Source organism: Salmonella sp. NW884 (assembly GCF_051700745.1).
Lineage (GTDB): Bacteria > Pseudomonadota > Gammaproteobacteria > Enterobacterales > Enterobacteriaceae > Salmonella > Salmonella enterica.
The window spans coordinates 358,174-380,837 of record NZ_JAMMDE010000003.1 but is presented as its reverse complement, the minus strand read 5'-3'; the positions used below and the strand labels follow the sequence as shown (position 1 = coordinate 380,837).

19 protein-coding genes are annotated in these 22,664 nt (G+C 56.0%); 7 read left to right on the top strand and 12 right to left on the bottom strand.

The genetic code is table 11. The annotated features are described in order from the left end of the window. Window positions 1-15: 15 nt before the first annotated feature. Both NA197_RS09900 and NA197_RS09895 read left to right on the top strand, forming a co-directional pair. Window positions 16-1,251, top strand: a complete 1,236-nt coding sequence (locus NA197_RS09900) for a phosphoadenosine phosphosulfate reductase (RefSeq protein ID WP_064042993.1) — start codon at window positions 16-18, stop codon at window positions 1,249-1,251. Then, a complete protein-coding gene (locus NA197_RS09895) occupies window positions 1,224-1,841 on the top strand; it encodes an IbrB-like domain-containing protein (protein ID WP_001164759.1) in 618 nt (205 codons plus the stop codon). The genes NA197_RS09900 and NA197_RS09895 overlap by 28 nt, the downstream gene beginning before the upstream one ends. Here the strand turns inward: NA197_RS09895 and NA197_RS09890 are convergent, their stop codons facing one another. Then, window positions 1,842-3,002: a pyridoxal phosphate-dependent aminotransferase gene (locus NA197_RS09890; RefSeq protein WP_001245592.1), complete on the bottom strand. Its 1,161-nt coding sequence runs from the start codon at window positions 3,000-3,002 to the stop codon at window positions 1,842-1,844. A gap of 126 nt (window positions 3,003-3,128) precedes the next feature. Between NA197_RS09890 and NA197_RS09885 the strand changes: the two genes are divergently transcribed. Next, complete coding sequence (locus NA197_RS09885; RefSeq protein WP_001016849.1) at window positions 3,129-4,217, top strand: oxidoreductase; 1,089 nt, start codon at window positions 3,129-3,131, stop codon at window positions 4,215-4,217. A 35-nt stretch (window positions 4,218-4,252) separates the two neighbouring features. Here NA197_RS09885 and NA197_RS09880 read toward each other — a convergent pair whose 3' ends face one another. The 7 genes from NA197_RS09880 to entC all read right to left on the bottom strand — a co-directional run bounded on the left by NA197_RS09880 (window position 4,253) and on the right by entC (window position 11,638). Beyond that, window positions 4,253-4,450: a YbdD/YjiX family protein gene (locus tag NA197_RS09880; RefSeq protein ID WP_000460619.1), complete on the bottom strand. Its 198-nt coding sequence runs from the start codon at window positions 4,448-4,450 to the stop codon at window positions 4,253-4,255. A gap of 63 nt (window positions 4,451-4,513) precedes the next feature. After that, the gene (gene cstA, locus NA197_RS09875; RefSeq protein WP_001043108.1) at window positions 4,514-6,619 is read right to left on the bottom strand and encodes a pyruvate/proton symporter CstA; all 2,106 of its coding nucleotides are present in this window, start codon (window positions 6,617-6,619) and stop codon (window positions 4,514-4,516) included. A gap of 181 nt (window positions 6,620-6,800) precedes the next feature. Further along, a complete protein-coding gene (gene entH / locus NA197_RS09870) occupies window positions 6,801-7,214 on the bottom strand; it encodes a proofreading thioesterase EntH (RefSeq protein ID WP_000637966.1) in 414 nt (137 codons plus the stop codon). Between the two features lie 2 nt (window positions 7,215-7,216). Beyond that, window positions 7,217-7,972: a 2,3-dihydro-2,3-dihydroxybenzoate dehydrogenase EntA gene (gene entA / locus NA197_RS09865; RefSeq protein ID WP_000145518.1), complete on the bottom strand. Its 756-nt coding sequence runs from the start codon at window positions 7,970-7,972 to the stop codon at window positions 7,217-7,219. Continuing rightward, window positions 7,972-8,829 (bottom strand): isochorismatase, encoded by an 858-nt coding sequence (locus NA197_RS09860; protein WP_001007166.1) that lies wholly within the window; start codon window positions 8,827-8,829, stop codon window positions 7,972-7,974. Before NA197_RS09860 ends, entA begins: the two co-directional genes overlap by 1 nt. A 13-nt stretch (window positions 8,830-8,842) precedes the next feature. Next, entirely contained in the window at window positions 8,843-10,453 is a 1,611-nt protein-coding gene (entE, locus tag NA197_RS09855) for a (2,3-dihydroxybenzoyl)adenylate synthase EntE (RefSeq protein WP_064042992.1), read from the bottom strand. Between the two features lie 9 nt (window positions 10,454-10,462). After that, complete coding sequence (entC, locus tag NA197_RS09850) at window positions 10,463-11,638, bottom strand: isochorismate synthase EntC (protein WP_000367601.1); 1,176 nt, start codon at window positions 11,636-11,638, stop codon at window positions 10,463-10,465. A 308-nt stretch (window positions 11,639-11,946) separates the two neighbouring features. Between entC and fepB the strand changes: the two genes are divergently transcribed. Beyond that, window positions 11,947-12,903, top strand: a complete 957-nt coding sequence (gene fepB / locus NA197_RS09845) for a Fe2+-enterobactin ABC transporter substrate-binding protein (RefSeq protein WP_001523322.1) — start codon at window positions 11,947-11,949, stop codon at window positions 12,901-12,903. A gap of 62 nt (window positions 12,904-12,965) precedes the next feature. On the opposite strand, the gene entS is transcribed toward fepB, so the two are convergent. Further along, complete coding sequence (entS, locus tag NA197_RS09840; RefSeq protein WP_064042991.1) at window positions 12,966-14,210, bottom strand: enterobactin transporter EntS; 1,245 nt, start codon at window positions 14,208-14,210, stop codon at window positions 12,966-12,968. 110 nt (window positions 14,211-14,320) lie between these two features. Here entS and fepD point away from each other — a divergent pair, with 110 nt between their 5' ends. From fepD to fepC, 3 genes are read left to right on the top strand one after another with little or no spacing between them, the layout of a single operon-like run. Then, window positions 14,321-15,328 (top strand): Fe(3+)-siderophore ABC transporter permease, encoded by a 1,008-nt coding sequence (gene fepD / locus NA197_RS09835; protein ID WP_001277879.1) that lies wholly within the window; start codon window positions 14,321-14,323, stop codon window positions 15,326-15,328. Next, window positions 15,328-16,317 carry an iron-enterobactin ABC transporter permease gene (fepG, locus tag NA197_RS09830; RefSeq protein ID WP_074181580.1) on the top strand — a complete coding sequence of 330 codons (990 nt, stop codon included), beginning with the start codon at window positions 15,328-15,330 and terminating at the stop codon, window positions 16,315-16,317. Before fepD ends, fepG begins: the two co-directional genes overlap by 1 nt. After that, window positions 16,314-17,108, top strand: a complete 795-nt coding sequence (fepC, locus tag NA197_RS09825; RefSeq protein WP_000140620.1) for an iron-enterobactin ABC transporter ATP-binding protein — start codon at window positions 16,314-16,316, stop codon at window positions 17,106-17,108. The genes fepG and fepC overlap by 4 nt, the downstream gene beginning before the upstream one ends. A 52-nt stretch (window positions 17,109-17,160) precedes the next feature. Here fepC and wzz(fepE) read toward each other — a convergent pair whose 3' ends face one another. The 3 genes from wzz(fepE) to NA197_RS09810 form a co-directional block, all read right to left on the bottom strand. Then, window positions 17,161-18,297, bottom strand: coding sequence for an LPS O-antigen length regulator Wzz(fepE) (wzz(fepE), locus tag NA197_RS09820; protein WP_023227377.1), 1,137 nt, complete (start codon window positions 18,295-18,297; stop codon window positions 17,161-17,163). Between the two features lie 249 nt (window positions 18,298-18,546). After that, entirely contained in the window at window positions 18,547-22,431 is a 3,885-nt protein-coding gene (gene entF / locus NA197_RS09815) for an enterobactin non-ribosomal peptide synthetase EntF (RefSeq protein ID WP_064042989.1), read from the bottom strand. Beyond that, window positions 22,428-22,646: an MbtH family protein gene (locus tag NA197_RS09810; RefSeq protein ID WP_000396006.1), complete on the bottom strand. Its 219-nt coding sequence runs from the start codon at window positions 22,644-22,646 to the stop codon at window positions 22,428-22,430. The genes entF and NA197_RS09810 overlap by 4 nt, the downstream gene beginning before the upstream one ends. Window positions 22,647-22,664 lie beyond the last annotated feature (18 nt).

The following is a 22,664-nucleotide window of genomic DNA, read 5'->3' as shown; positions in this document are numbered from 1 at the left end:
GGAGACTATCCAGAGATGTCGGTTTATAAAGTTCCGCTTGAGCAAAATGTTCTGGAAGCGGCTCAAGAGCGTATAACATGGACCCTGAAAACTTTACCCCGGGTCTGCGTCTCATTTTCTGGTGGTAAAGATTCAGGACTTATGCTGCACCTGACGGCAACGTTGGCGCGCAAAATGAATAAAAAGATCCACGTTCTTTTCATTGACTGGGAAGCGCAATTCTCCTGTACTATCGCTTATATTGAATCGTTACGTGAATACTACGCGGACGTTATTGAGCGTTTTTATTGGGTCGCATTACCCTTAACCACACAAAATTCCCTTTCACAATACCAGCCGGAGTGGCAATGTTGGCAGCCGGGAACCGACTGGGTACGACAACCGCCAGAAGATGCGATTACCGATCCGGCCTTTTTTTCCTTTTATCAACACGGCATGACTTTTGAACAGTTCGTTCGCGATTTTGCCGACTGGTTTTCAGAAAAGCGCCCTGCCGCTATGCTGGTCGGTATTCGTTCCGACGAATCCTATAACCGGTTTGTCGCTATCGCTAACTCGCATAAGCTGCGCTTTGCCGACGATAAGCCCTGGACCACGTTGGCCCCCAAGGGGCACACCTGGTATATCTACCCCATCTATGACTGGAAAACCGCAGATATCTGGACCTGGTTCGCCAAAACAGGTAAATCATGTAACCCCTTGTATAATTTGATGTATCAGGCTGGCGTACCGGTCCGTTACATGCGTATTTGCGAACCATTCGGCCCGGAACAACGGCAGGGGTTATGGCTGTATCATGTTATCGAACCTGAGCGCTGGGCGGCCATGTGCGCCAGAGTCAGCGGCGTACTCAGCGGAGGAATATACGCCGGGCAGGACAGCCATTTTTACGGCCACCGGAAAATTTTAAAACCCGATCACCTTAACTGGGAGGAGTACGCGCTGCTCCTGCTACACAGTATGCCTGAAGTCACTGCCGAACATTACCGTAATAAAATCGCCGTTTATTTGCAGTGGTATAAGAAAAAAGGCATGAACACCATTCCACAGACGCAGCAGAGCGATATCGGATCGCGGGATATTCCGTCATGGCGACGGATCTGCAAAGTATTACTGAACAATGATTACTGGTGCCGGGCGCTGTCATTCAGTCCGACAAAACCTAAGAGTTACCAGCGTTATAACGAACGCATGAAAGCTAAACGCCAGGAATGGGGGATCTTATGCAACACCGACTCACAACCGAAATAACTCACTTTCTCTCTGGACTGCCTGAAGAGGAAAGGATCGCCGCCATTAATGAATTTAGAATGGCGATACATAACGTTAGTCCTTTTCGCGATGAGCCAGTCGATTGTGTCCTGTGGGTGAAAAACGATCATATTTCGCCTAATGACTACAACCCGAATAACGTTGCGCCGCCGGAGAAAAAATTGCTGCTTAAATCGATTGAAAAAGATGGGTTTACTCAGCCGATTGTGGTGGTAAAGGCCAATACGGAGGAATACGAGATTGTAGACGGCTTTCACCGTCATGAGTTGGGCAAAGGAAAAGCGGTCCTGAAAAGGCGCCTGAAAGGTTATCTGCCGGTAGCGTGTCTGGACAGAGAACGTCACGAACGGATGGCGGCAACCATCCGGCATAACCGCGCGCGCGGACGCCACCAGATCCACGCCATGTCCGAAATCGTACGCGAACTTTCTCAGCTAGGCTGGGACGAGAGCAAAATCGGACAGGAGTTAGGTATGGACGCCGATGAAGTCCTGCGCCTGAAACAGATCAACGGACTGCAGGAACTTTTTGCAGACCGTCGATTCTCCAGAGCGTGGACGGTTAAATAACTACAGTTTACACAGGCGCTCTGCGGCGGCCAGCAGCGTTGATTCCTGTTTAGCGAAACATAAACGTATAAGCTGATGCGGGAAAGGGGCGGCGCAAAAGACAGAGAGCGGAATAGCGGCGACACCGACTTCTTCGGTTAGCCACTGGCAAAACTCAACGTCATTTAGCGTCGACACTGCGCTGTAATCGATTAAAAGAAAATAGGTACCTTCACAGGGCAGTACTTTTAATCGGCTTTGCGCCAGCGCGTTAACCAGCACATCGCGTTTTTTCCGGTAAAAATCGGGTAACGCGCGATAGTGTTCCGGCGCGGCGCGCAGCATATCCGCCAGCGCCAGTTGCGCCGGCGTATTGACGCAAAACGTCAGGTACTGGTGAACTTTGCGTATTTCGGCGCTAATAGCCGCAGGCGCAACGCAGTAACCAATCTTCCATCCCGTCATATGAAAGGTTTTACCAAACGATGAAACGGCAACCGCCCGCTCTCGTAACTGAGGGTGCGCCAATACGCTGGCATGACCTTCGGCGGCAAAACAAATATGCTCGTACACTTCATCGCTTAATACATAAATTTCCCGCTCGCCGATAGCCTGCCACAGCGCCTCGATATCCGCCTGACGCCAGACGGTAGCGGTGGGATTATGCGGCGTATTGAGGATCACCAGCCGCGTGCGCTCGCTAAGCAACGCCGAAAACGCCTGCCAGTCGACGCGAAAATGCGGCGGCGTAAGCGCTATGCGTTTTAACACGCCGCCGGAGAGCGCCACGGCTGGGGCATAGCTGTCGTAACTGGGATCGAAACAGATAACCTCATCCCCTGCCCGCACCAGCGCGGTAATCGCCGCATACAGCGCTTCTGTCGCGCCCGCTGTGACGGTGATATCACTGACGTCATCGGGTCGATAACCATATATTTCCGCCGTTTTATCGGCAATGGCCTCCCGCAGCGCCTGCGCCCCCGTCATCGGCGCATATTGATTCGCGCCCTGCGCGACATGATAAGCCAACCGCTCGTGCAAATAACGAGGACCATCAAAATCAGGGAAGCCTTGCGATAAATTTATTGCCTGATGTTTCTGCGCCAGCGCGCTCATTTGCGTAAAAATCGTGGTACCAAGATTTGGCAATTTGCTTTTTGGAATCAGTGGGTTATTTCTCATTATCTTCATACCCGCCAGTGATGTGGTTGTTGACACACTATCACAGGGTGTTAGTATTTGGCAATCAAGACGTTTAGATGTCTAAATATAATAACAACGGTGAGAAGACCCTAAGGACAACACAACATGAACCACACTGAGATCCGCGTCGTTACCGGCCCGGCGAATTATTTCTCCCATGCAGGAAGCCTCGAAAGACTGACCGACTTTTTCACGCCGGAACAGCTTTCCCACGCCGTTTGGGTGTACGGCGAACGCGCGATTGCCGCCGCCCGGCCTTACCTGCCGGAAGCGTTTGAACGTGCTGGCGCAAAGCATCTGCCGTTTACCGGCCATTGTAGCGAACGCCATGTTGCCCAACTGGCGCACGCCTGCAACGACGATCGTCAGGTGGTGATAGGCGTCGGCGGCGGCGCGCTGCTCGATACCGCCAAAGCGCTCGCCCGCCGTCTGGCGCTGCCGTTTGTCGCTATCCCGACAATCGCGGCGACCTGCGCCGCCTGGACACCGCTTTCCGTCTGGTATAACGACGCGGGACAGGCGTTACAGTTCGAAATTTTTGATGATGCCAATTTTCTGGTGCTGGTCGAACCGCGCATTATTCTGCAGGCGCCCGATGACTATCTGTTAGCTGGCATTGGCGATACGCTGGCGAAATGGTATGAAGCCGTTGTGCTTGCGCCGCAGCCTGAAACGTTGCCATTGACCGTAAGACTGGGCATTAACAGCGCGTGCGCTATTCGCGATCTCCTGCTGACCAGCAGCGAACAAGCATTAGCGGATAAACAGCAGCGTCGGCTGACCCAGGCATTTTGCGACGTGGTGGATGCGATTATTGCTGGCGGCGGTATGGTCGGCGGCCTCGGGGAACGCTATACCCGTGTCGCCGCCGCCCATGCGGTACACAACGGTCTGACCGTCCTGCCGCAAACGGAAAAATTCCTGCACGGAACGAAAGTGGCTTATGGCATTCTGGTGCAAAGCGCGCTACTGGGACAAGATGACGTGCTGGCGCAATTGATTACAGCGTACCGGCGATTTCATCTGCCGGCCCGGCTTAGCGAACTGGACGTGGATATTCATAACACCGCCGAGATCGATAGGGTCATCGCGCATACCCTGCGCCCGGTCGAATCCATCCACTATTTACCGGTGACGTTAACGCCAGACACCCTGCGTGCGGCGTTTGAAAAAGTTGAATTTTTCAGAATATAGCCTGGTGACGTTGCGTTTATCAGGCCTGGCAACACTCAGCAGCAACGCGCGCCGCCTTTTCCACCATAGCGCGCATCCTGCCGCTCGCGGAAAAATTCTTCATAGGTCATCGGCGTCTGATCCGGATGCGTTATGCGCATATGTTCCACATAGTTGTCGTAGTCTGGCACGCCAATCATCATTTTTGCGGCCTGTCCCAGATATTTTCCGGCTTTCGAAAGCGTATCGAACATCGTTGTCACCTGTCATCCAAATGCCCTCTCCTTATTCTGGAGAGGGCTATTGATGAAAAAAGATTAGTGCGCGCCTTTCGCCTGCGTCACGATCTCATCCACATTTTCCGGCATCGGCTCATACGGCGTTTCATTCGCCGTCGGTTTGTCAATCTTCAGAGCGGCCAGCGCCGTCTTAATAGAGAAGACCGCCAGCACCACGACCACCACCATAAAGAAGATGGTTAGCCCGGCATCCAGACGGTTATTGAATACCAACTGCGCGAGCTGCGATTCGGTGTACTGCGGCGGAATATTGCCGCTGTCGATCATCGCCTGGAACTTATTGGCAATGGCCAGGAAGCCGATTTTCGCATCCGGACTAAACGCTTTCTGCCAGCCCGCCGTCAGCGTACAAATCAGCAGCCAGGCCGTTGGCACCAGCGCGACCCACGCATAACGCTGACGCTTCATTTTGAACAGTACCACGGCGCAAAGCATCAGCGCCATACCCGCCAGCATCTGGTTAGCGATGCCAAACAGCGGCCACAGGGTGTTAATACCGCCCAACGGATCGACCACGCCCTGATGGAGGAAATACCCCCACGCCAGCACGCACAATGCCGTAGCAAGCAGGTTCGCTGGCAGCGAATCGGTACGTTTCAGCCCTGGCGACACTACGCCCAACAGATCCTGCAACATAAAGCGCGCCGCACGGGTACCCGCATCCACCGCCGTCAGAATAAACAGCGCTTCAAACAGAATGGCGAAGTGATACCAAAACGCCACATCCATCATGCCGCCCAAGGCGCCATGTAAAATGTAGGCCATCCCTACCGCCAGCGTTGGCGCACCGCCTGCGCGGGAGATAATGGATTGTTCGCCGACTTCATTGGCAATCTGGTGTAACGTATCCGGCGTGATAGCGAAACCCCAACTACTGACCACCTGCGCGGCAGAAGCTACGACATCCGCTGTCCCCGCTGGCGCCAGTACCGCCATCGGGCTATTCATCGCAAAGTAAACGCCCGGATCGATAATACAGGCGGAGACCAGCGCCATAATGGCGACGAAAGATTCCATTAACATCCCGCCGTAGCCGATAAAGCAGGCCTGGCCTTCGTTGGCCAACATCTTCGGCGTCGTGCCGGAGGAAATGAGCGCATGGAAACCGGAGACCGCGCCGCAGGCAATGGTAATAAACAGGAACGGGAACAGGTCGCCCGTCCAGACCGGTCCGGTACCATCAACAAATTTGGTCAGCGCTGGCATAGTCAGCGTCGGACGCATAATCAGAATCCCGACCGCCAGACCGACAATCGTACCAATTTTCAGGAAGGTAGAGAGGTAATCACGCGGCGCGAGCAGCAGCCAGACCGGCAGTACCGCCGCGACAAAACCATACCCCACCAGCATCCAGGTAAGCTGCACGCCAGTAAAATCAAAGTACGGCGCCCAGGTTGGGCTTGCCGCCACCCATCCGCCGGAAATAATAGCGAAAATAAGAAATACCAGCCCAATGACCGACACCTCGCCGATGCGCCCCGGACGCAGATAACGCAGGTAGATGCCCATAAAAATCGCCAGTGGAATAGTGAACGCGACAGTGTACGTTCCCCACGGGCTATGGGTCAGCGCTTTCACCACGATCATCGCCAGGACGGCCAGAATGATCACCATGATCATAAAGCAGGCCACCAGCGCGATCACCCCTGCCGTCGCGCCCATCTCCTCTTTAACCAGCTCGCCAAGCGAACGCCCATCGCGCCGGGTCGAGACGAACAGCACCATAAAGTCCTGCACCGCTCCCGCCAGCACGACGCCCGCCAGCAGCCAGATCATCCCCGGCAGATAGCCCATCTGCGCCGCCAGTACCGGCCCGACCAGCGGACCTGCGCCAGCAATGGCCGCAAAATGGTGACCGAACAGCACTTTCTTATCGGTCGGGACATAATCCAGACCATCATTATGACGTACCGCGGGCGTCATACGCGTTGGGTCAACCGCCAGCACTTTTTTGGCGATATAGAGCCCATAAAAACGATACGCAATTAGATAGACACAGACCGACGCCACCACGATCCATAGCGCGTTAATCTGTTCCCCACGATTTAACGCAATATAGCCCAGGGCAAACGCACCCAATACTGAGAGCGCTGTCCAGACGAGGTATTTCCCTGATTTATTCATAGTTGTTGTCCGTTTGGGTGTTCCAGAGAGATGTTACATTTTGTTTCTATAACACCTTTACCGTAATTAACAACACAACAACATGATAAAACCGGATTGTTACCCATTTTTTACATTACAGTGTTAACCAGATCACTTCCTTTCTTCGTTAATGCTGCAATTGCATTTTACTTTGCCAGAACTATCCCATTACCGCCGTTCCCAGGCGACAAGTGCAGCAGCGCCTCCCCTGCTCGTCAAAGAGCGTAATTTCCCAGCTTTGATTCTGCCGCCCCAGATGCAGCGGCAGGCAAACGCCGCGTACTTTCCCCTGCGAGACGGCGCGGTGGTGAGTGGCGTTTAACTCGGTCCCGACCACGCACTGCCCGTCGCGGGTCATCAGATAACCGGCCATTGATCCCAACGTCTCCGCCAGCGCTGCCGATGCGCCGCCGTGTAGCAGACCAAACGGTTGATGAGTGCGGGCATCGACGGGCATTTCCGCCTCCAGCACGTCATCGCCCAGACGGGTGTAAACAATGCCCAGATGCGCCACCAGCGTGTTCTGACTGGTAGCGTTCAATTCATCCAGCGTTAAATGCCGTTTCCAGATCATCGTCAGGCTCCCAATGTTGAACCGCCGTCCACCACGATATCCTGCAAGGTAATGTGGCTGGCCAGATCGGAGGCAAGAAACAAAATGGTATTGGCTATCTCCTGCGGACGGGCGATTTTACCGAGCGGTATGCCGAGCTTAAACTGTTCGCCGAAACCGCGAATACGCTGCTGTTCGGCATCTTCACTCACCCATAAAGTGCGCTGCATATCGGTGTCAGTCGAACCAGGCGACACCACATTACAGCGCACCCCACAGCCCGCCAGCTCCAGCCCTACGGTTAGCGCCAGGCTTTTCAGCGCCGCTTTAGAGGCGCCGTAGGCGCTCATACCGATACGTGGCGTATGCGCAGCATCTGAGGCTACGGTGACAATCGCCCCTCCCTGCTGACGGCGAAACTGCGCCATCGTCTGCGAAAACAGGTTAAATGCCCCGCCCACATTGACCGCAAATGTCTGCTGCCAGTCGTCGACGCTAAGCGCGTCGGTCGCTCCCATACGCAAAATACCGGCGGCGTTGACCAGCACATCCAGCCGCGGCGTTTTTTGCAACACACGCTGGCACACCTGCGCGACCTGTGCGGCATCCGCCACATCCATGACTTCGGTAGCAAAGGGATAATTCTCTTGCGTAAATTCGCGATCGAAGCCGATCACCCGCGCCCCGGCGTCGACAAACGCCAGCGCCGTCGCGTAACCGATCCCTTTCCCCGCCCCGGTCACCCATACCGTTTTATCTGAAAAATCAAAGCCGGTCATTACTCTACCCCGCGAGAAAGCAGCGCCCACCAGGCGTCAATGGTCGGATTTTTCGCCAACATCACGAAGTCGATATCGCCGTGTACTTTACGCCAGCGCGCCGCCAGCCCCATCATGCGTACTGAATCCAGGCCATAATCAATCAGGTTTTCATCATCCAGCGGCTCGTCAGTCTCATCCAGCAACGGCAGAATCAACGCCCGCAGCGCCGCTTTACTGGCAGGAACCGGCGTCGGCAGCAGCGATTCAGTCATGACGACGCGACCGGAACGCCCCGCCACATAGTTCAGCGCCATCAGATGCTCTTCCCGGCTGAAATCCGCCAGCGCATCCGCCACCATAAACGGCTTAATGTCGCGCATAAACGCATCGGTAGCGGTGGTCATACAGCCAATATGCGCATACACGCCGGTAATGATGAGCTGATTACGTCCGGTATCTTTTAACATCTGTTCCAGCGGCGAGCGGTGAAACGCGCTATAGCGCCACTTCACCAGCACCGTATCCGCCTCATCCGGCGTTAAGGCTTCTACCACCTTCTGCTGTTCCGGAGAGCGCGTCAGTCCCGGCCCCCACATATCATTGAGTAACGCGCGATCTTCATCGCTTTGCTCTTTCGGCTGAGCGGTGTAATAGACCGGGATATGATGTTCCTTACAGTACTGGCGCAGAGCGGCGATATTGGCAATCACCTGGTCCATCATTGGGCAGTTGCGGCCCCAAAAGCTGACAAAGTAATCCTGCATATCGTGGATGAGCAGCGCAGCGCGCTCCGGCTCAAATGCCCAGTTCACTTTGTTGGTCGGGATATCCAGTGCGGTGGGCAGCGCGTAAGACTGTAGTTTCGGGATTGCCATCTCTCTTTCTCCTTCAGAGCGGTGAACGTGACGCCAACCGCTGGCGTAATTGTTTTTTATCGACTTTACCAACCGGCGTCAGCGGCAGTGACGCAACGCACTCCACGCGATCCGGTAATTTAAATTCCGCCACGCCCTGCTCTCGCAGGAAACGGCGTACCTGTACCGCTCGCAGCGGCTCTTTTACCACCAGATATGCGCAACTTTTCTCCCCCAGCAGTTCATCTTCCATGCTGACCAGCGCCGCATGGATCACCGCCGGGTGGCGCAGTAACAGGTTTTCTATCTCTTCGGCGGCTATCTTCTCGCCGCCCCGATTGATCTGATCTTTTTCACGCCCGTGAACGGTGATGTAACCGTCTTGATCAATGGAGATCAGATCGCCGGAGCAGTAAAAACCGTTGGCGTCAAAGGCGCTGGCATTGTGTTGCGGACTGTTGAAATAGCCGCGAAAAGTATAGGGGCCGCGCGTCATCAGACGACCAATCTCGCCCGGCGGCAGTGGATTCCCGTCAGCATCCGCCACCCACACTTCGTCGTCCGGACACATGGGTCTTCCCTGGGTATTGATAATCCGTTCCGGACTATCGTCCAGCCGGGTATAGTTCACTAACCCTTCCGCCATGCCGAAGACCTGCTGCAACTGACAGCCAATTTCAGCCGGAATACGGGCGGCCAGCGTCGCAGAAAGCCGCGCGCCGCCAACCTGCAATAACCTTAATGACGCCAGCGGCGCATTACCGCTCCACTCCTGGATAGCCTGTAGCCATAGACTGACCGCGGGAGGCACCAGCGCCGTGGCATTAATCTGGTGTTTTTCGATCAGCGGGAAACAGAGCGTGGCGCTGGGATCGGTCGCCAGCACTACCGTTCCTTTGGCAAGAAAGACGCCCAGCGCGCCCGGCGAACTCATGGCATAGTTATGCGCGGCGGGAATCGCGCACAGAAAACGCGTCTCCTCGTTGAAACCGCAAATCTCATTGCTGCGGCGCACGCTGTAGTAATAGTCGTTATGGGTACGGGGAATAAGCTTTGGCGTGCCGGTAGTACCGCCGGAAAGCTGAAAGTAGGCCACTTCGTCAGCAGGTGATGGCGTGGCAGTGAAATCTTCCGCCGCCTGCCGCATCGCCGCGTCCAGGCTGTGATCGCCGTCGTCGTTGCGCAATAACACCACCCGCACAGAGCGGTGTTCAGCCACAAACGTGTTGAAAAAGTCCTCCCCGGCGAACAGCGTATGTTGGCGATCGGCAATCACCAGCGTCGGCGCGATCTGCATCGCATAGGCGTTAAGTTCGGTACGTTGATGGCTAAACAGCGCCAGAACGGGCGCTACGCCAAGCTTCAACAGGGCGAAAAAGGTGATATACAGTTCCGGTACATTCCCCAGTTGTACCAGAGCGGTTTCGCCAGGTTTGATGCCCTGACGGCGTAAACTGCAGGCCAGATTATCTGCGGCCTGGTTGAGCTGGCGATAGCTGAATGCGCGCTCGCCTTCAATGACCGCCGCCTTGTCGCTGTCAGCGTGGCGGGTCAGAATATCGGTCAACGGCACGTCTTGCCAGTAGCCTTTTTCACGATAACGGCGGGCAAATTCATCCGGCCAACGGGTGAAAGGTATACGCATCATCGTTCCTTAATGCAGTCCAAAAACGTTCAACATTGTAGAGAGCTTGACGCCGGTTTCCCGCCACTCGCCGACTGGCGAAGAGGCAGGGACAATCCCGGCGCCGGCGAACAGGCGCACCTGATTACCGTGCAATTTCGCGCAACGAATCGTTACTACCCACTCGCCGTTTCCTTCGGCGTCGCACCAGCCGACAATGCCGCCAAACAGTTCACGATCGAACGGCTCCAGTTCAGCAATCAGCTTTTTCGCGACCTGATGGGGGAAACCGCTTAACGCAGGGGTCGGATGCAGCAGACAGGCCAGCGTCAGCGCGTTTTCTCCGGCGTTGGCCTTGCCCTCAAACGGCGTACCGAGATGCCATAGCGTCGGCGTGGTGATCAACTGCGGAGAGGAAGGTAATTGCAGTTCCGTGCTGCGATCGCGCAGGATCTGCTTCATCGCCTGCGTCACCAGCTCATGTTCATGGCGATCTTTTTGTGAAGCCAGCAGTCGGTTTCCCGCCTCGCGATCCAGAACGTCATCCGGCTGTCGGCGTGCCGAGCCTGCTAACGGCAGCGAACTAAACCGCTCGCCCTCCTTGCGTAGCAGCAATTCGGGGCTGGCGCCCAGCAGAACGCCGCCATCCGCCAGCGGCACATGGAAGTTGTAACTAACTGGATTCTGCGCAACCAGCCGCTCCAGCAATGCTCCGCTATCCACCGCCACATCAGTGGTGATATCTATCAGCCGGGAAAGCACCACTTTATCGACGTCTGGCGTGGCGGTCAGCATAGCCGCGCGTGCGACCATCGCTTCAAAAGCATCCTGCTCCGGAATCGCCTTTCGCGCCGTCACCGTCAGCGACTGATGGTCAGTAAAATAACGCGCCGTGCGCTGCTTTTGCTGGCGAGAAAAGGACTGCCACGCCATCGGGATAAATAGCGACGACGGCTGACGAGTATCAAAGGGGATCGCCCCCACCAGGATAGGGTTGGCGATGCCCTGCGATTTGGCCTCGGCAAACTGCTGGCGCAATTTCTGCTGGAAAGGGCTATCCGGCGAATCGCCGGCAACCGCAGGCTCGGTATAACGGGCGAAGCACCCGGAAGTGGTAAAACTGCGATACGGCGACATGAAGAAAAAGCGATCGGGAGCAAGCGTTGCCATTGTCTCCTGAGCGTCCTCGGCCAGTGACATATCCATATCATCCTCCAATGATAAAGGCTTATATACACTTCATCTTTCAAGCTGCCTCTTTGTTGGCTGCGATCAGAAACCCCGGTCACACAGTTATCTATGCTCGCGGGGATTTCTTCCCTTGCCGTTGCGATGCTTCTTGAATGATTTTGTGTATAATAATGATTATTATTTCTATTTTTAGTGCGCTAACCTAAGAGTAAAACGTCGCTCTGTCAACTCTGGTCATGAGTTAAATGGCACTAAGGCTTGCATCTCGCTGCCGCTGACATGAAAATGAGAAGCATTAACTTTATTAATAACAGGACGCTATTGTGAGACTCCCCGCCTTTTATCGTTGGCTGCTTTTAGTGGTTGGTTTATCAATTTCAGGAATATCCTTAGCCCAGGACGCCGGTTGGCCCCGGCAAATTCAGGACAGCCGCGGCGTTCATACTCTGGACCACAAACCCGCGCGTATCGTCTCTACCAGCGTGACGTTGACAGGCTCGCTGCTGGCGATTGATGCGCCCGTCGTCGCCAGCGGAGCCACTACGCCGAATAACCGCTTTGCCGACGATCAAGGGTTTATGCGCCAGTGGAGCGACGTAGCAAAGGCTCGCCATGTCGCCCGGCTGTACATCGGCGAACCGAATGCCGAAACGGTCGCCGCGCAAATGCCGGATCTCATTTTGATTAGCGCCACCGGCGGCGACTCCGCGCTGGCGCTTTACGATCAGCTCTCCGCTATCGCGCCGACGCTCGTCATCAATTATGACGATAAAAGCTGGCAGAGTTTGCTCACGCAGCTTGGCGAGATCACCGGTCAGGAGAAACAGGCCGCCGCGCGAATAGCGGAATTTGAGGCGCAACTGACGACGGTTAAACAGCGAATCGCCCTGCCGCCGCAGCCGGTTAGCGCGCTGGTGTATACTCCTGCCGCGCATAGCGCCAATCTGTGGACGCCAGAATCAGCACAAGGCAAGCTATTGACGCAGTTAGGCTTTACGCTGGCGACATTGCCCCAAGGGCTGCAAACCAGCAAAAGCCAGGGTAAGCGCCACGATATCATTCAGCTTGGCGGTGAAAATCTGGCCGCCGGGTTAAACGGCGAATCTCTTTTCCTGTTTGCCGGCGACAACAACGATGTTGCGGCCCTTTACGCCAATCCGCTGCTGGCGCACCTGCCAGCGGTGCAAAATAAGCGCGTCTATGCCCTGGGTACGGAGACGTTCCGTCTGGATTATTACAGCGCAACGTTGCTGCTTAACCGACTGGCCGCCCTGTTTTAGCCTTATCGGAGTCTTATCCGACTGACCAGACAGATTTGGTCAGTCGGATAAACGCGTCTTCATCAGCCAGCATCGCTAACCGGCGGCGTCTGGCGAAAACGGCGTAGCTCGCCCAGCACTAACAGCAGCAGCAAACCGATAATCACCAGCCCGAATCCACTCACGCTCGCGGAAGCGACCGGCGTCATCATTGCGCCAAGACCGCCTAACAGCGCCGCGCCGATAGCGTCTCCCGTGACGTTTTGCGCGGTCCACAGGCCGTTCATTCGCCCCAACATATTTTCCGGCGTCTGGGTTTGCAGCAGGGTGTATTGTAATAACGAACTGATGGCGCTAAGCCAGCCAAACAGCGCCAGACAGATAACACCTGCGATCCAGACCGGCATGATGGCGAACACCCCCACCGCCAGAAAAGAACCGACTGTCGAAACCAGCATAATGAGCCCCGGACGAACGCTATGCGCCAGTTGTCCGCTGGTCAGCGCGCCAATGGCCGCCCCCAGCGGAATTGCCGCATACAGCAAACCGATTTGCGCCGCCGACATTTGCCAGCTCATCGCCAGCGCCGGATAGAGGACGCGTACCGCGCTTGCCATCGTCACCAGGCCGCCAAGCAGCGCAATACCGCCGATAAGCGGACTGGCGAGCAAAAAACGAAATGCCGCCAGTAACGCGATAAATGGATTTTCCCGCGGCTGCGGAGGAACAGGCAGTCGCGGCAGCGTCAGTAACGGCAATAGCGTAATAAACGTCCCGGCGGCCGCCAGCCCATAGTTCCAGGCTACGCCGCCGCTGGCAAGCAATATGCCCCCCAACATCGGCGAAATAACCGATCCCAGACGTACCGTCAGCATGGTAATCGCGCCGGCCTGCATCAGATTTTCTCTTCCGACCAGCGCTGGCGTCGCCGCCAGTAACGCGGTCACGCCCAGAGACGCGAAAAAGCCGTCCCACAGGCCAAGGAGATATATCGTCAGCAATGAGGGTTCCGGCAGCAGCGCGTTCACGCACAGGCCAATAAAGCCAATACCGCAAGTACCGCGCGCCAGCAGAATCACCTTTTTACGTTCGTAGCGATCGGCCAGCACACCGCCCACCATTAAGCCAATAAACATGGCGCCGCCGGTTAACGTTACCGACAGCCCTACCTGCCAGGTGGAGTGCGTCATCATTTGGATCTGTACCGGAACCGCCACGCCAAGCAGCCCCAGCGAGAAAATAGAGATAAAACGGGCCAGAAATACTGCGCGAAATGCAGGGTGCGTCTTCAACAGGCTGAGATTGAGCAGCCAGGATTGTCGATTCATTACAACGCCTTAATGCGAGTTTTTTTAAATATCCATTCAATGGCTGCACATGCTAACATAACCAAATAAGATAGATAACGATAATTACTATCATTATCAAGGAAGTTACTATGTCATGCTCGTTTTCCGTGACGCGCGCGTTTGCCGTGCCCGGATTGTTGTTATTACTGAGTCTCGCCGCGGTTTTAAGCCTGGTCATTGGCGCGAAACCGCTGCCCGCCGCCGTCGTGCTGGAGGCGTTCACCGGCGTGTGCCAAAGCGCCGATTGCACCATCGTCCTGGATGCGCGTTTGCCGCGTACGCTGGCCGGATTACTGGCAGGCGGCGCATTGGGTCTCGCCGGGGCGCTCATGCAAACACTCACTCGTAACCCGCTCGCCGACCCGGGGATTCTGGGCGTTAACAACGGCGCCAGCTTCGCCATTGTACTGGGCGCGGCGCTGTTTGGTTTCTCCACGCCGCTGGAGCAGCTTTTCATGGCATTTAGCGGCGCGCTTATCGCATCGCTGATTGTCGCCTTCACCGGTAGTCAGGGCGGCGGCCAGTTAAGCCCGGTCCGCCTGACACTGGCGGGCGTGGCGCTTGGCGCGGTACTGGAAGGACTAACCAGCGGCATCGCGCTGTTAAATCCAGAGGTCTATGACCAGCTTCGCTTCTGGCAGGCGGGATCGCTGGATATTCGCAGCCTGCAAACGTTGAAAGTCGCGCTCGCGCCCGTGGTTATCGCTGGGATCGTGGCGCTATTTCTGAGCCGTGCGCTGAACAGCCTGAGCCTCGGCAGCGATACCGCGACGGCGCTGGGGAGTAAAGTGGCGCGCACCCAACTTATCGGTTTACTGGCGATTACCGTCTTGTGCGGCAGCGCAACGGCGCTGGTCGGCCCTATCGCCTTTATTGGTCTGATGATGCCGCATATGGCGCGTTGGCTGGTGGGCGCAGACCACCGCTGGTCGCTGCCAGTGACGCTACTGGCAACCCCTGCTCTGCTGCTTTTTGCCGATATTATTGGTCGTCTGTTGGTGCCGGGCGAACTCCGCGTATCGGTCGTCAGTGCATTTATCGGCGCGCCGGTACTTATCTTTCTGGTACGCCGTAAATCGAACGGAGGCGGCCTGTGATGTTTCTTTCTCGTCGGCTTATCGTAAGTTGCCTGCTTCTGGCGGCCGGCTGCTTCGCCATTGGCTTATGGAGTCTGCAAAGCGGCGCCGTGCCTCTTGAGACCGGGCAGATTATTGCCGCGCTGCTGGGCGACGCGCCGCGTAACATCACCCTTGTCGTAACCGAATGGCGACTACCGCGCGTATTAATGGCGCTGCTGATTGGCGCTGCGCTTGGCGTCAGTGGCGCGATTTTTCAGTCGTTGATGCGTAACCCGCTAGGCAGCCCTGATGTGATGGGCTTTAATACTGGCGCCTGGAGCGGCGTACTGGTCGCAATGGTCCTGTTTGGCCAGCATCTTACCGCGATCGCGCTGGCGGCAATGGCGGGCGGTATCGTCACGTCATTGATTGTCTGGCTGCTCGCCTGGCGTAACGGGATTGAAACTTTTCGGCTGATTATCATCGGTATTGGCATCCGCGCGATGTTAGTCGCCTTTAATACCTGGCTTCTGTTGCAGGCGTCGCTGGAAACGGCGCTCACCGCCGGCTTATGGAACGCCGGGTCGCTCAACGGTCTGACATGGGCAAAAACCTGGTCTTCGGCGCCGCTGATTATGGTGATGCTGACAGGCGCCGCGCTACTGGTGCGTCGTATGCGGCTGCTGGAGATGGGCGATGACAGCGCCTGCGCGCTGGGTGTTAGCGTGGAGCGGTCACGCCTGATGCTGATGCTGGTGGCGGTGTCGCTCACCGCTGCTGCAACGGCACTGGCTGGCCCCATCTCGTTTATTGCCCTTGTCGCGCCGCACATCGCCCGTCGTCTTAGCGGCACAGCGCGCTGGGGATTAACCCAGTCGGCGCTGTGCGGCGCGTTATTACTACTGGCCGCCGATGCGTGCGCGCAGCAACTGTTTATGCCTTATCAGCTTCCAGTAGGCGTGGTCACCGTCAGCCTCGGCGGTATTTACCTTATCGTCTTGTTAATTCAGGAGTCCCGCAAAAAATGACCGAATCCGTAGCCCGTTTGCGCGGCGACCAGTTAACGCTGGGTTATGGCAGCTATACCGTCGCAAAAAACCTTAATGTTTCGATTCCGGACGGCCATTTTACCGCCATCATCGGCCCTAACGGCTGCGGCAAGTCGACGTTGCTACGTACGCTAAGCCGTCTGATGACGCCTGTTGACGGCCATGTCTGGCTGGATGGCGAACAAATACAGCGTTACGCCAGTAAAGAGGTGGCGCGGCGCATCGGATTGCTGGCGCAAAACGCCACCACGCCGGGCGATATCACCGTACAAGAGCTGGTCGCCAGAGGGCGTTATCCGCATCAGCCGTTATTTACCCGCTGGCGTAAGGAAGATGCCGATGCCGTCGCCAGTGCCATGCGTGCAACAGGTATCACCTCACTAGCGGCGCAAAGCGTAGATACTCTGTCCGGCGGCCAACGTCAGCGGGCGTGGATAGCCATGGTGCTGGCGCAGGAAACGTCCATCATGCTGCTGGATGAGCCGACAACGTGGCTGGATATTAGCCATCAAATTGATTTGCTGGAGTTGTTAAGCGATCTCAACCGCGAAAAAGGCTATACGCTCGCCGCCGTCCTGCACGACCTGAATCAGGCCTGCCGATACGCCACGCATTTGATTGCATTACGCGAAGGTAACATTGTTGCACAGGGCGCGCCGAAAGAGATTGTTACCGCTGAGCTTATCGAAAAAATCTATGGGCTGCGCTGTATGATTATCGACGATCCGGTTGCCGGGACGCCGCTGGTGGTACCGCTGGGGCGGCGATAGTCGCCCACACAGATGACAAAGCCGGATATCGCTATCCGGCTTTTCGGGTAAATCAGACTAACCGTTCATCTATCGCCAGCGCGTTTTCCATTTTACGCGAGACCATCGCGTGACGCAGTAATACGCCGCCGCAGGCCATCATACCGCCAATCAACGCCGCCAGGATAATAATGATGGCTTTACCCGGGCCATCTTTTTTCACTGGCAGAGACGGCGACAGTTGATATTTAAACGGGGTAAACTTCACGTCACTCACATTCATTGCCGCCAGTTGTTCAACATGGTATTGACGGTTACGCAAATCACCGTCGATCTCGGCCACGTCCGTTACCCCTTTTTCAATTTCCAGTTTGCGGGAAATACCATCCGCGCCGAGAGAAATAGAAAAATCCGGATCATCTTTTACCGCCTGACCATTGCTGTAAACCGGTCTCTTAATACCGGCGGCGTTGGCGATTTCCAGCGAATAATGAAGACGTTGAATATTGGCATCAAGCTGATTTTTGAGACGCACCCGATCCATCGCCAGCTTTTCCTGCTCATAGCGGGTTTTGATTTCCAGCTGGTTACGAATATTTTCCAGCGTCTCTTTCACGACGATATCGGAGATGTACTGAATATAGCCAGCCAGCACTTTTTGCGCTTCTTCCCGCGTCGGCGCGGTAAAACTCAATGTCCACGACGTGAATAACGACGTTTCATTTTTCTTGCCGGCATTGCTGTCCACCGCTTTCATTTTTTCGCTCAGCAGGACAATCGCCCGGTGAAGATCCTGCTCGTCTATTTGCGCGCCTTTTAATTGATCCATGACATACGGAGAAGAACGAAGATATTCTTCCAGCAGCGAGGGCGAGCTAAACTTTTTAATAAACAGATTAAATACGCTGGCCCGATCAACGCTTACCTCCATATCCAACACGCGCAGCGCGGTCAACGTTCTCTCCAGCCCCTGCCACTGTATCGACTCCGCCGGTGTGACAATCGCCTGGCTGGTCCATTTTTGCGGCAGCAGAAAGGACAGAAGCAACCCCACGCACGCAAAGGCGAAAACGGTAGCAAGAATACGACGTTTCGCCTGCCATAACACCTCTATAAGGCTAAACAAATCGATTTCATGACTGTTGGCGGGCGGCAGTGAGTAACCTGCAAATGACTGATTTTTTTCTTGTTTTACATTAAGAGATGGCATGCCGTATGACCTGAAAACTTTATCCAATGAAAGAACACATTCCTGTCAGAGATTCTAACAGCAAGTCAGAATTATCCGAAACAATCTTTACGCGCCAGTGCCCGAAAAGCTAAATATTCGGAATTAAACTTGCCTGTAGCATGTATCACTTATGTTAAAAGAATTAATAGTTGCAATAAAAAACCCATAATAATTAGTCATTATTATGGGTTTCAGGATTTAATTTGTTAAAGGCAGAAACAACGCCCGTTATTTATTAATAAGTTCGCTGATGATGGGCCCGATAGTTTCAAAAGCGGAGGGAGAAATAATATCTACATGCGCGCACGGCTGGCGATAAATAGCCAAAGACGCTATCCACGGCGACCAGCTCTGTTCAGGCGATACGCCTTCCGGCACCGTTTTATCCGCCACAAAGAGCGTAGCATGTCCATCAAACGGTACGCTATGCGCCGTCGTCAGCAAACGGACGGCATCCGCATAATTGCCTTCAATGGCGGTAAATAAGGCGTCGGAGGCATTTCCCTGCTGCGCGGCGACAAACGCTGCGCGTTCGCGTTCAATTTCCGCCAATACGTCCGGATTGAGGCCATTCGCCTCTTTTTCCCGCCAGTTTTGTGTTTCCGGCGGCCAGGTGTCCAGTAACCCCAAAAACGCCACCGTTTCACCGCGCGCGCGCAACCGGGCGGCGATCCCTTGCGCCAGCGTCCCGCCCAGCGAATAGCCTAATAAATAATAAGGGCCATGCGGCTGCCGGGCGAGCAATGTCGCCAGATGATGTTCACATACCTCATCAAGAGTGGTTGCGGTTTGCATAGGGCCAGCGGGGCGCGGCGACTGAATCCCCATAATCGACCACGACGGGCTGAGATAGCGTGATAATACGCTAAATTGCCAGGCGAACCCCGACGCCGGATGGAAACAAAATAACGTTGGACCATCGCTTTCACGCAGCGGCAACAGCGGCCCGAACCCCAGATTGCGCGAGCGTTCGTCATCGTCAGTATCGAGCAGCTTACTCAACTGCGCCACGTCAGACGCCACCATCACCTGCCCCGGCGTCACCTGGCGGTTAAACGTCTGACTTAGCTGCGCGGCCAGTTTCATCGCCAGCAGCGAGTGTCCGCCCAGCGCAAAGAAATCACTTTCAACGTCGTTAATCTCACAGCCCAGCAGGCGGGAAAACGCCGCGGCGACAGCAATCTCCGTTGCGGACTGCGGCGCACGCCCTTTCACGCGCGGCGTCAGGTCCGGCAGCGGCAGGGCTTTGCGATCCAGCTTGCCATTAGCGCTAAGCGGCAAGCTGGCAAGTTGCAACAGCACAACCGGCACCATATGCGCGGGAAGTTTTTGGCGTAATTTTTCCTGCAGCGCCGGTAAATCCAGCGGCAAACCGGAGTGCGACACCAGATAGCCGACCAGTTGCCGGGCATCCCCGCCCGTCGCCGCCGCCTGATTAAAGACGCAGGCATGTGCTACCGCCTGTTCAACATCCGGCAGCGTTTGCATGACGCGGTCAATCTCACCCAGTTCAATACGTTGCCCCCGAATTTTGAGCTGATCGTCGCTGCGTCCCAGGTACTCCACCGCGCCGGAATCCAGCCAGCGCGCCACATCTCCGGTACGGTACATCCGTTCACCTGGCGCAAAAGGATCGGCGATAAAACGGCTGGCGGTAAGATCCGGACGCCCCAGATAGCCCTGCGCCAGTTGGATACCGGTAAGATAGAGATCGCCAGCCACGCCCGGCGGCACCGGCTGCATATGCGCATCGAGAATACGCAAACCGGTATTCCAGACGGGATAACCAATCGGGATACTGTTGCCGTCAACAGCCGCCAGCTCATCGCCACAGGCCGGATACCAGCTCACATCCACCGCGGCCTCCGTTGGCCCGTACAGATTGTGTAGCGGCGCGTTGGTTAACGCCTCCCATTCGCGGCACAGCGCCGTCGGCAGGGCCTCGCCGCTACAGAAAACGCGCTTTAAGGAAGCGCAGCTTTTACCAGCCGACGCTGGCGTGAGCGAGGCAATAAAGGCCGCCAGCATCGACGGCACAAAATGGGTGGTCGTGACGCCGTATTGCGCAAAGAACCGCTGCATCGCGAGCGGATCGCGGTGCGCTTCCGGTTCAGCCATCACCAGTTTCGCCCCGGCGATAAACGGCCAGAAAAACTCCCATACTGAGACGTCAAAACTGCACGGTGTTTTTTGCGCTACTACATCATCCGCCGTCAACGGATAGTGATCCTGCATCCACAGCAGCCGGTTGACTATCGCCGTTTGTCCCACCATCACCCCTTTCGGCCTGCCCGTCGAGCCAGAGGTGAAAATGATGTAAGCGGTATGATGCGGTAACGACAGCCTCAGCGGAGTGGCGTCACTGACCGGTAGCGGTTGGCTATAACACAAATATTCCATCCCCGGAATATCGTGAAAACGCGCCAGCTGCGCCTGAGTCGTAATTAACAGTTTCGGCTGCGCATCTTCCAGCATCATTCGCAGCCGATCGTCAGGATAACCGGTATCCAGCGGCAGCCAGGCGGCGCCCGCCTCGACAATGCCATGCAGCGCTAAGGTCAGGAAAACCGACCGCGGCAACGCCACCGCCACGCTATCGCCAGGCTGAACGCCGCGTTCCCGCAGCGCGTATGCCAGCGCCACAACCTGTTCGCGCATTTCACGGTAGGTAAAGTGATAATGCGCATCTGCCAACGCGGAAGCCTCTGGCGTTTTTTGCGCCTGCTGCGCCACCAAATCGCTAAGCGTGGCGGCGGGAATCGTTACCGCCGTATTATTAAGGTGTGTTAATTGCGTTTGTTCTTCCGCCAGCAGCATTTGCGCATCGCCGCAGCACAGCGCCGGGTTATCCGCAAACTGCGTGATAAGCGCCATCAATCGTAAGGCATGGCGGGAGAGCGTGGCATCATCGTAACGCTGTGCATTCGCCAGCAATTCAATATCCAGACCGCCGTTTTCATCCGGAAAAAGCGCCAGTTCAAGATCGTTAACCGGCCCCGTCGCCAGGGTATGGGTTTGCGCCTGTATGCCAGGAAGATCCAGATGATAATCAAATACTTTTATATTGAGCACCGGGCCAAATAGCGGCGTCTCCCCTGCGACTCGCCCGCTATCGCGTACAATCTGTTCGGCGTCGTAACGCTGGTGGCGGCGCATCTTCTTTAACTGCGCCGCAAGACGCTTCGCCAGTGTTGGCAGATCTTCCGTCGCATGAAGGTTCACCGCCAGCGGCAACACGTTAAGGACAGGCCCGGTCGCCGTTAACGCCGCCGAACCCATCCGCCGCATAAAGATAAATCCGGCGGCATAATCCATACGCCCGCATAATCGTCCCAGCCACAACGTCACCAGCGCCAGGGCAAGATCCGCTCGCGGTATCTCAGGCATGTGCGCCGCCAGTTGGCGAAACGCCCCCGCCGGCGCGCTCAATTTCATACGCAGAATATCCGCGCTCGCCGACCGCCCCGGCAACGGCGCGGCAGAAATTGACGCCGGCGGCGGCAGCTCGCGGCGCTGCTGCGCCCAGAAGGCGCCGTCACGCTGCCAGGCCTCGCTCTGGCGATAGCGCTGATATTCCTCGACCACATCCGCAAAGGGGGTAAAAGGCGACTCCGGCGTAGGAGCGTCGCTCTGCCAGGCGCGATAAATCGCCGCAATCTGGCGAGTTATCGCCGGGAAGCTAAAGCCATCCACCAGCAAATGGTGATAGCGCTGATACCAATACCAGCGGGTATCATCAATGCGGATTAACTGGTGAAACGCCAGCGGCTTACCGCTATCTGCGCGCAGGTTTTGCCGTAAATCCGCCTGCATTAACGCCAGCGCCGCGTGATGCGGATCGGGATGGTCGCGTAAATCGGCAATCGGGGGCTCGCCGAAGGTGTGCTCAGGATCTATCCATTGCCAGACCTCGCCGTTCTCTTCGGTAAAACGCATCCGTAGCGTATCCGCCTGTTGCATCCCTACCGCTACCGCTTTTGCCAGCAAGGCGGCATCCAGCTCGCCATTCAGTTCCACATAGTGCGCCACGCTCCAGGCGGAGGGTAAATCAGAGAGTTTTTCCGCCATCCAGATCCCCGGCTGAGCGGCGACTAACGGTAAACGCTGCGTCATTTCGCCTCCTGCTTATCGGCATAATGCGCCGGATTCAGTGTTGTCCAGCGCGTATTAAGCCACTGCTGGCACGCGTCCTGCGATTGCGGTTCGCATACCACGTCCCAGCCTGCGGGAAGCGCGCACGCCGCTGGCCAAAGGCTGAATTGACGCTGCGCATTTTGCAGGATGTAAAACTGTCCCTGCGGATTATCGAAGGGATTACTGAATTCCATACTCAACTCCTGTCATGG

What these genes read in the sequence shown, in the direction of transcription:
- entE (WP_064042992.1), bottom strand. Translation starts at nt 10,453, where the DNA reads ATGCGTATACCTTTCACCCGTTGGCCGGATGAATTTGCCCGCCGTTAT.
- fepG (WP_074181580.1), top strand. Translation starts at nt 15,328, where the DNA reads ATGTTTCTTTCTCGTCGGCTTATCGTAAGTTGCCTGCTTCTGGCGGCC.
- cstA (WP_001043108.1), bottom strand. Translation starts at nt 6,619, where the DNA reads ATGAATAAATCAGGGAAATACCTCGTCTGGACAGCGCTCTCAGTATTG.
- entA (WP_000145518.1), bottom strand. Translation starts at nt 7,972, where the DNA reads ATGACCGGCTTTGATTTTTCAGATAAAACGGTATGGGTGACCGGGGCG.
- entF (WP_064042989.1), bottom strand. Translation starts at nt 22,431, where the DNA reads ATGACGCAGCGTTTACCGTTAGTCGCCGCTCAGCCGGGGATCTGGATG.
- NA197_RS09880 (WP_000460619.1), bottom strand. Translation starts at nt 4,450, where the DNA reads ATGTTCGATACGCTTTCGAAAGCCGGAAAATATCTGGGACAGGCCGCA.
- fepD (WP_001277879.1), top strand. Translation starts at nt 14,321, where the DNA reads ATGTCATGCTCGTTTTCCGTGACGCGCGCGTTTGCCGTGCCCGGATTG.
- NA197_RS09860 (WP_001007166.1), bottom strand. Translation starts at nt 8,829, where the DNA reads ATGGCAATCCCGAAACTACAGTCTTACGCGCTGCCCACCGCACTGGAT.
- NA197_RS09810 (WP_000396006.1), bottom strand. Translation starts at nt 22,646, where the DNA reads ATGGAATTCAGTAATCCCTTCGATAATCCGCAGGGACAGTTTTACATC.
- NA197_RS09890 (WP_001245592.1), bottom strand. Translation starts at nt 3,002, where the DNA reads ATGAGAAATAACCCACTGATTCCAAAAAGCAAATTGCCAAATCTTGGT.
- NA197_RS09900 (WP_064042993.1), top strand. Translation starts at nt 16, where the DNA reads ATGTCGGTTTATAAAGTTCCGCTTGAGCAAAATGTTCTGGAAGCGGCT.
- entH (WP_000637966.1), bottom strand. Translation starts at nt 7,214, where the DNA reads ATGATCTGGAAACGGCATTTAACGCTGGATGAATTGAACGCTACCAGT.
- NA197_RS09895 (WP_001164759.1), top strand. Translation starts at nt 1,224, where the DNA reads ATGCAACACCGACTCACAACCGAAATAACTCACTTTCTCTCTGGACTG.
- entC (WP_000367601.1), bottom strand. Translation starts at nt 11,638, where the DNA reads ATGGATATGTCACTGGCCGAGGACGCTCAGGAGACAATGGCAACGCTT.
- entS (WP_064042991.1), bottom strand. Translation starts at nt 14,210, where the DNA reads ATGAATCGACAATCCTGGCTGCTCAATCTCAGCCTGTTGAAGACGCAC.
- NA197_RS09885 (WP_001016849.1), top strand. Translation starts at nt 3,129, where the DNA reads ATGAACCACACTGAGATCCGCGTCGTTACCGGCCCGGCGAATTATTTC.
- fepC (WP_000140620.1), top strand. Translation starts at nt 16,314, where the DNA reads ATGACCGAATCCGTAGCCCGTTTGCGCGGCGACCAGTTAACGCTGGGT.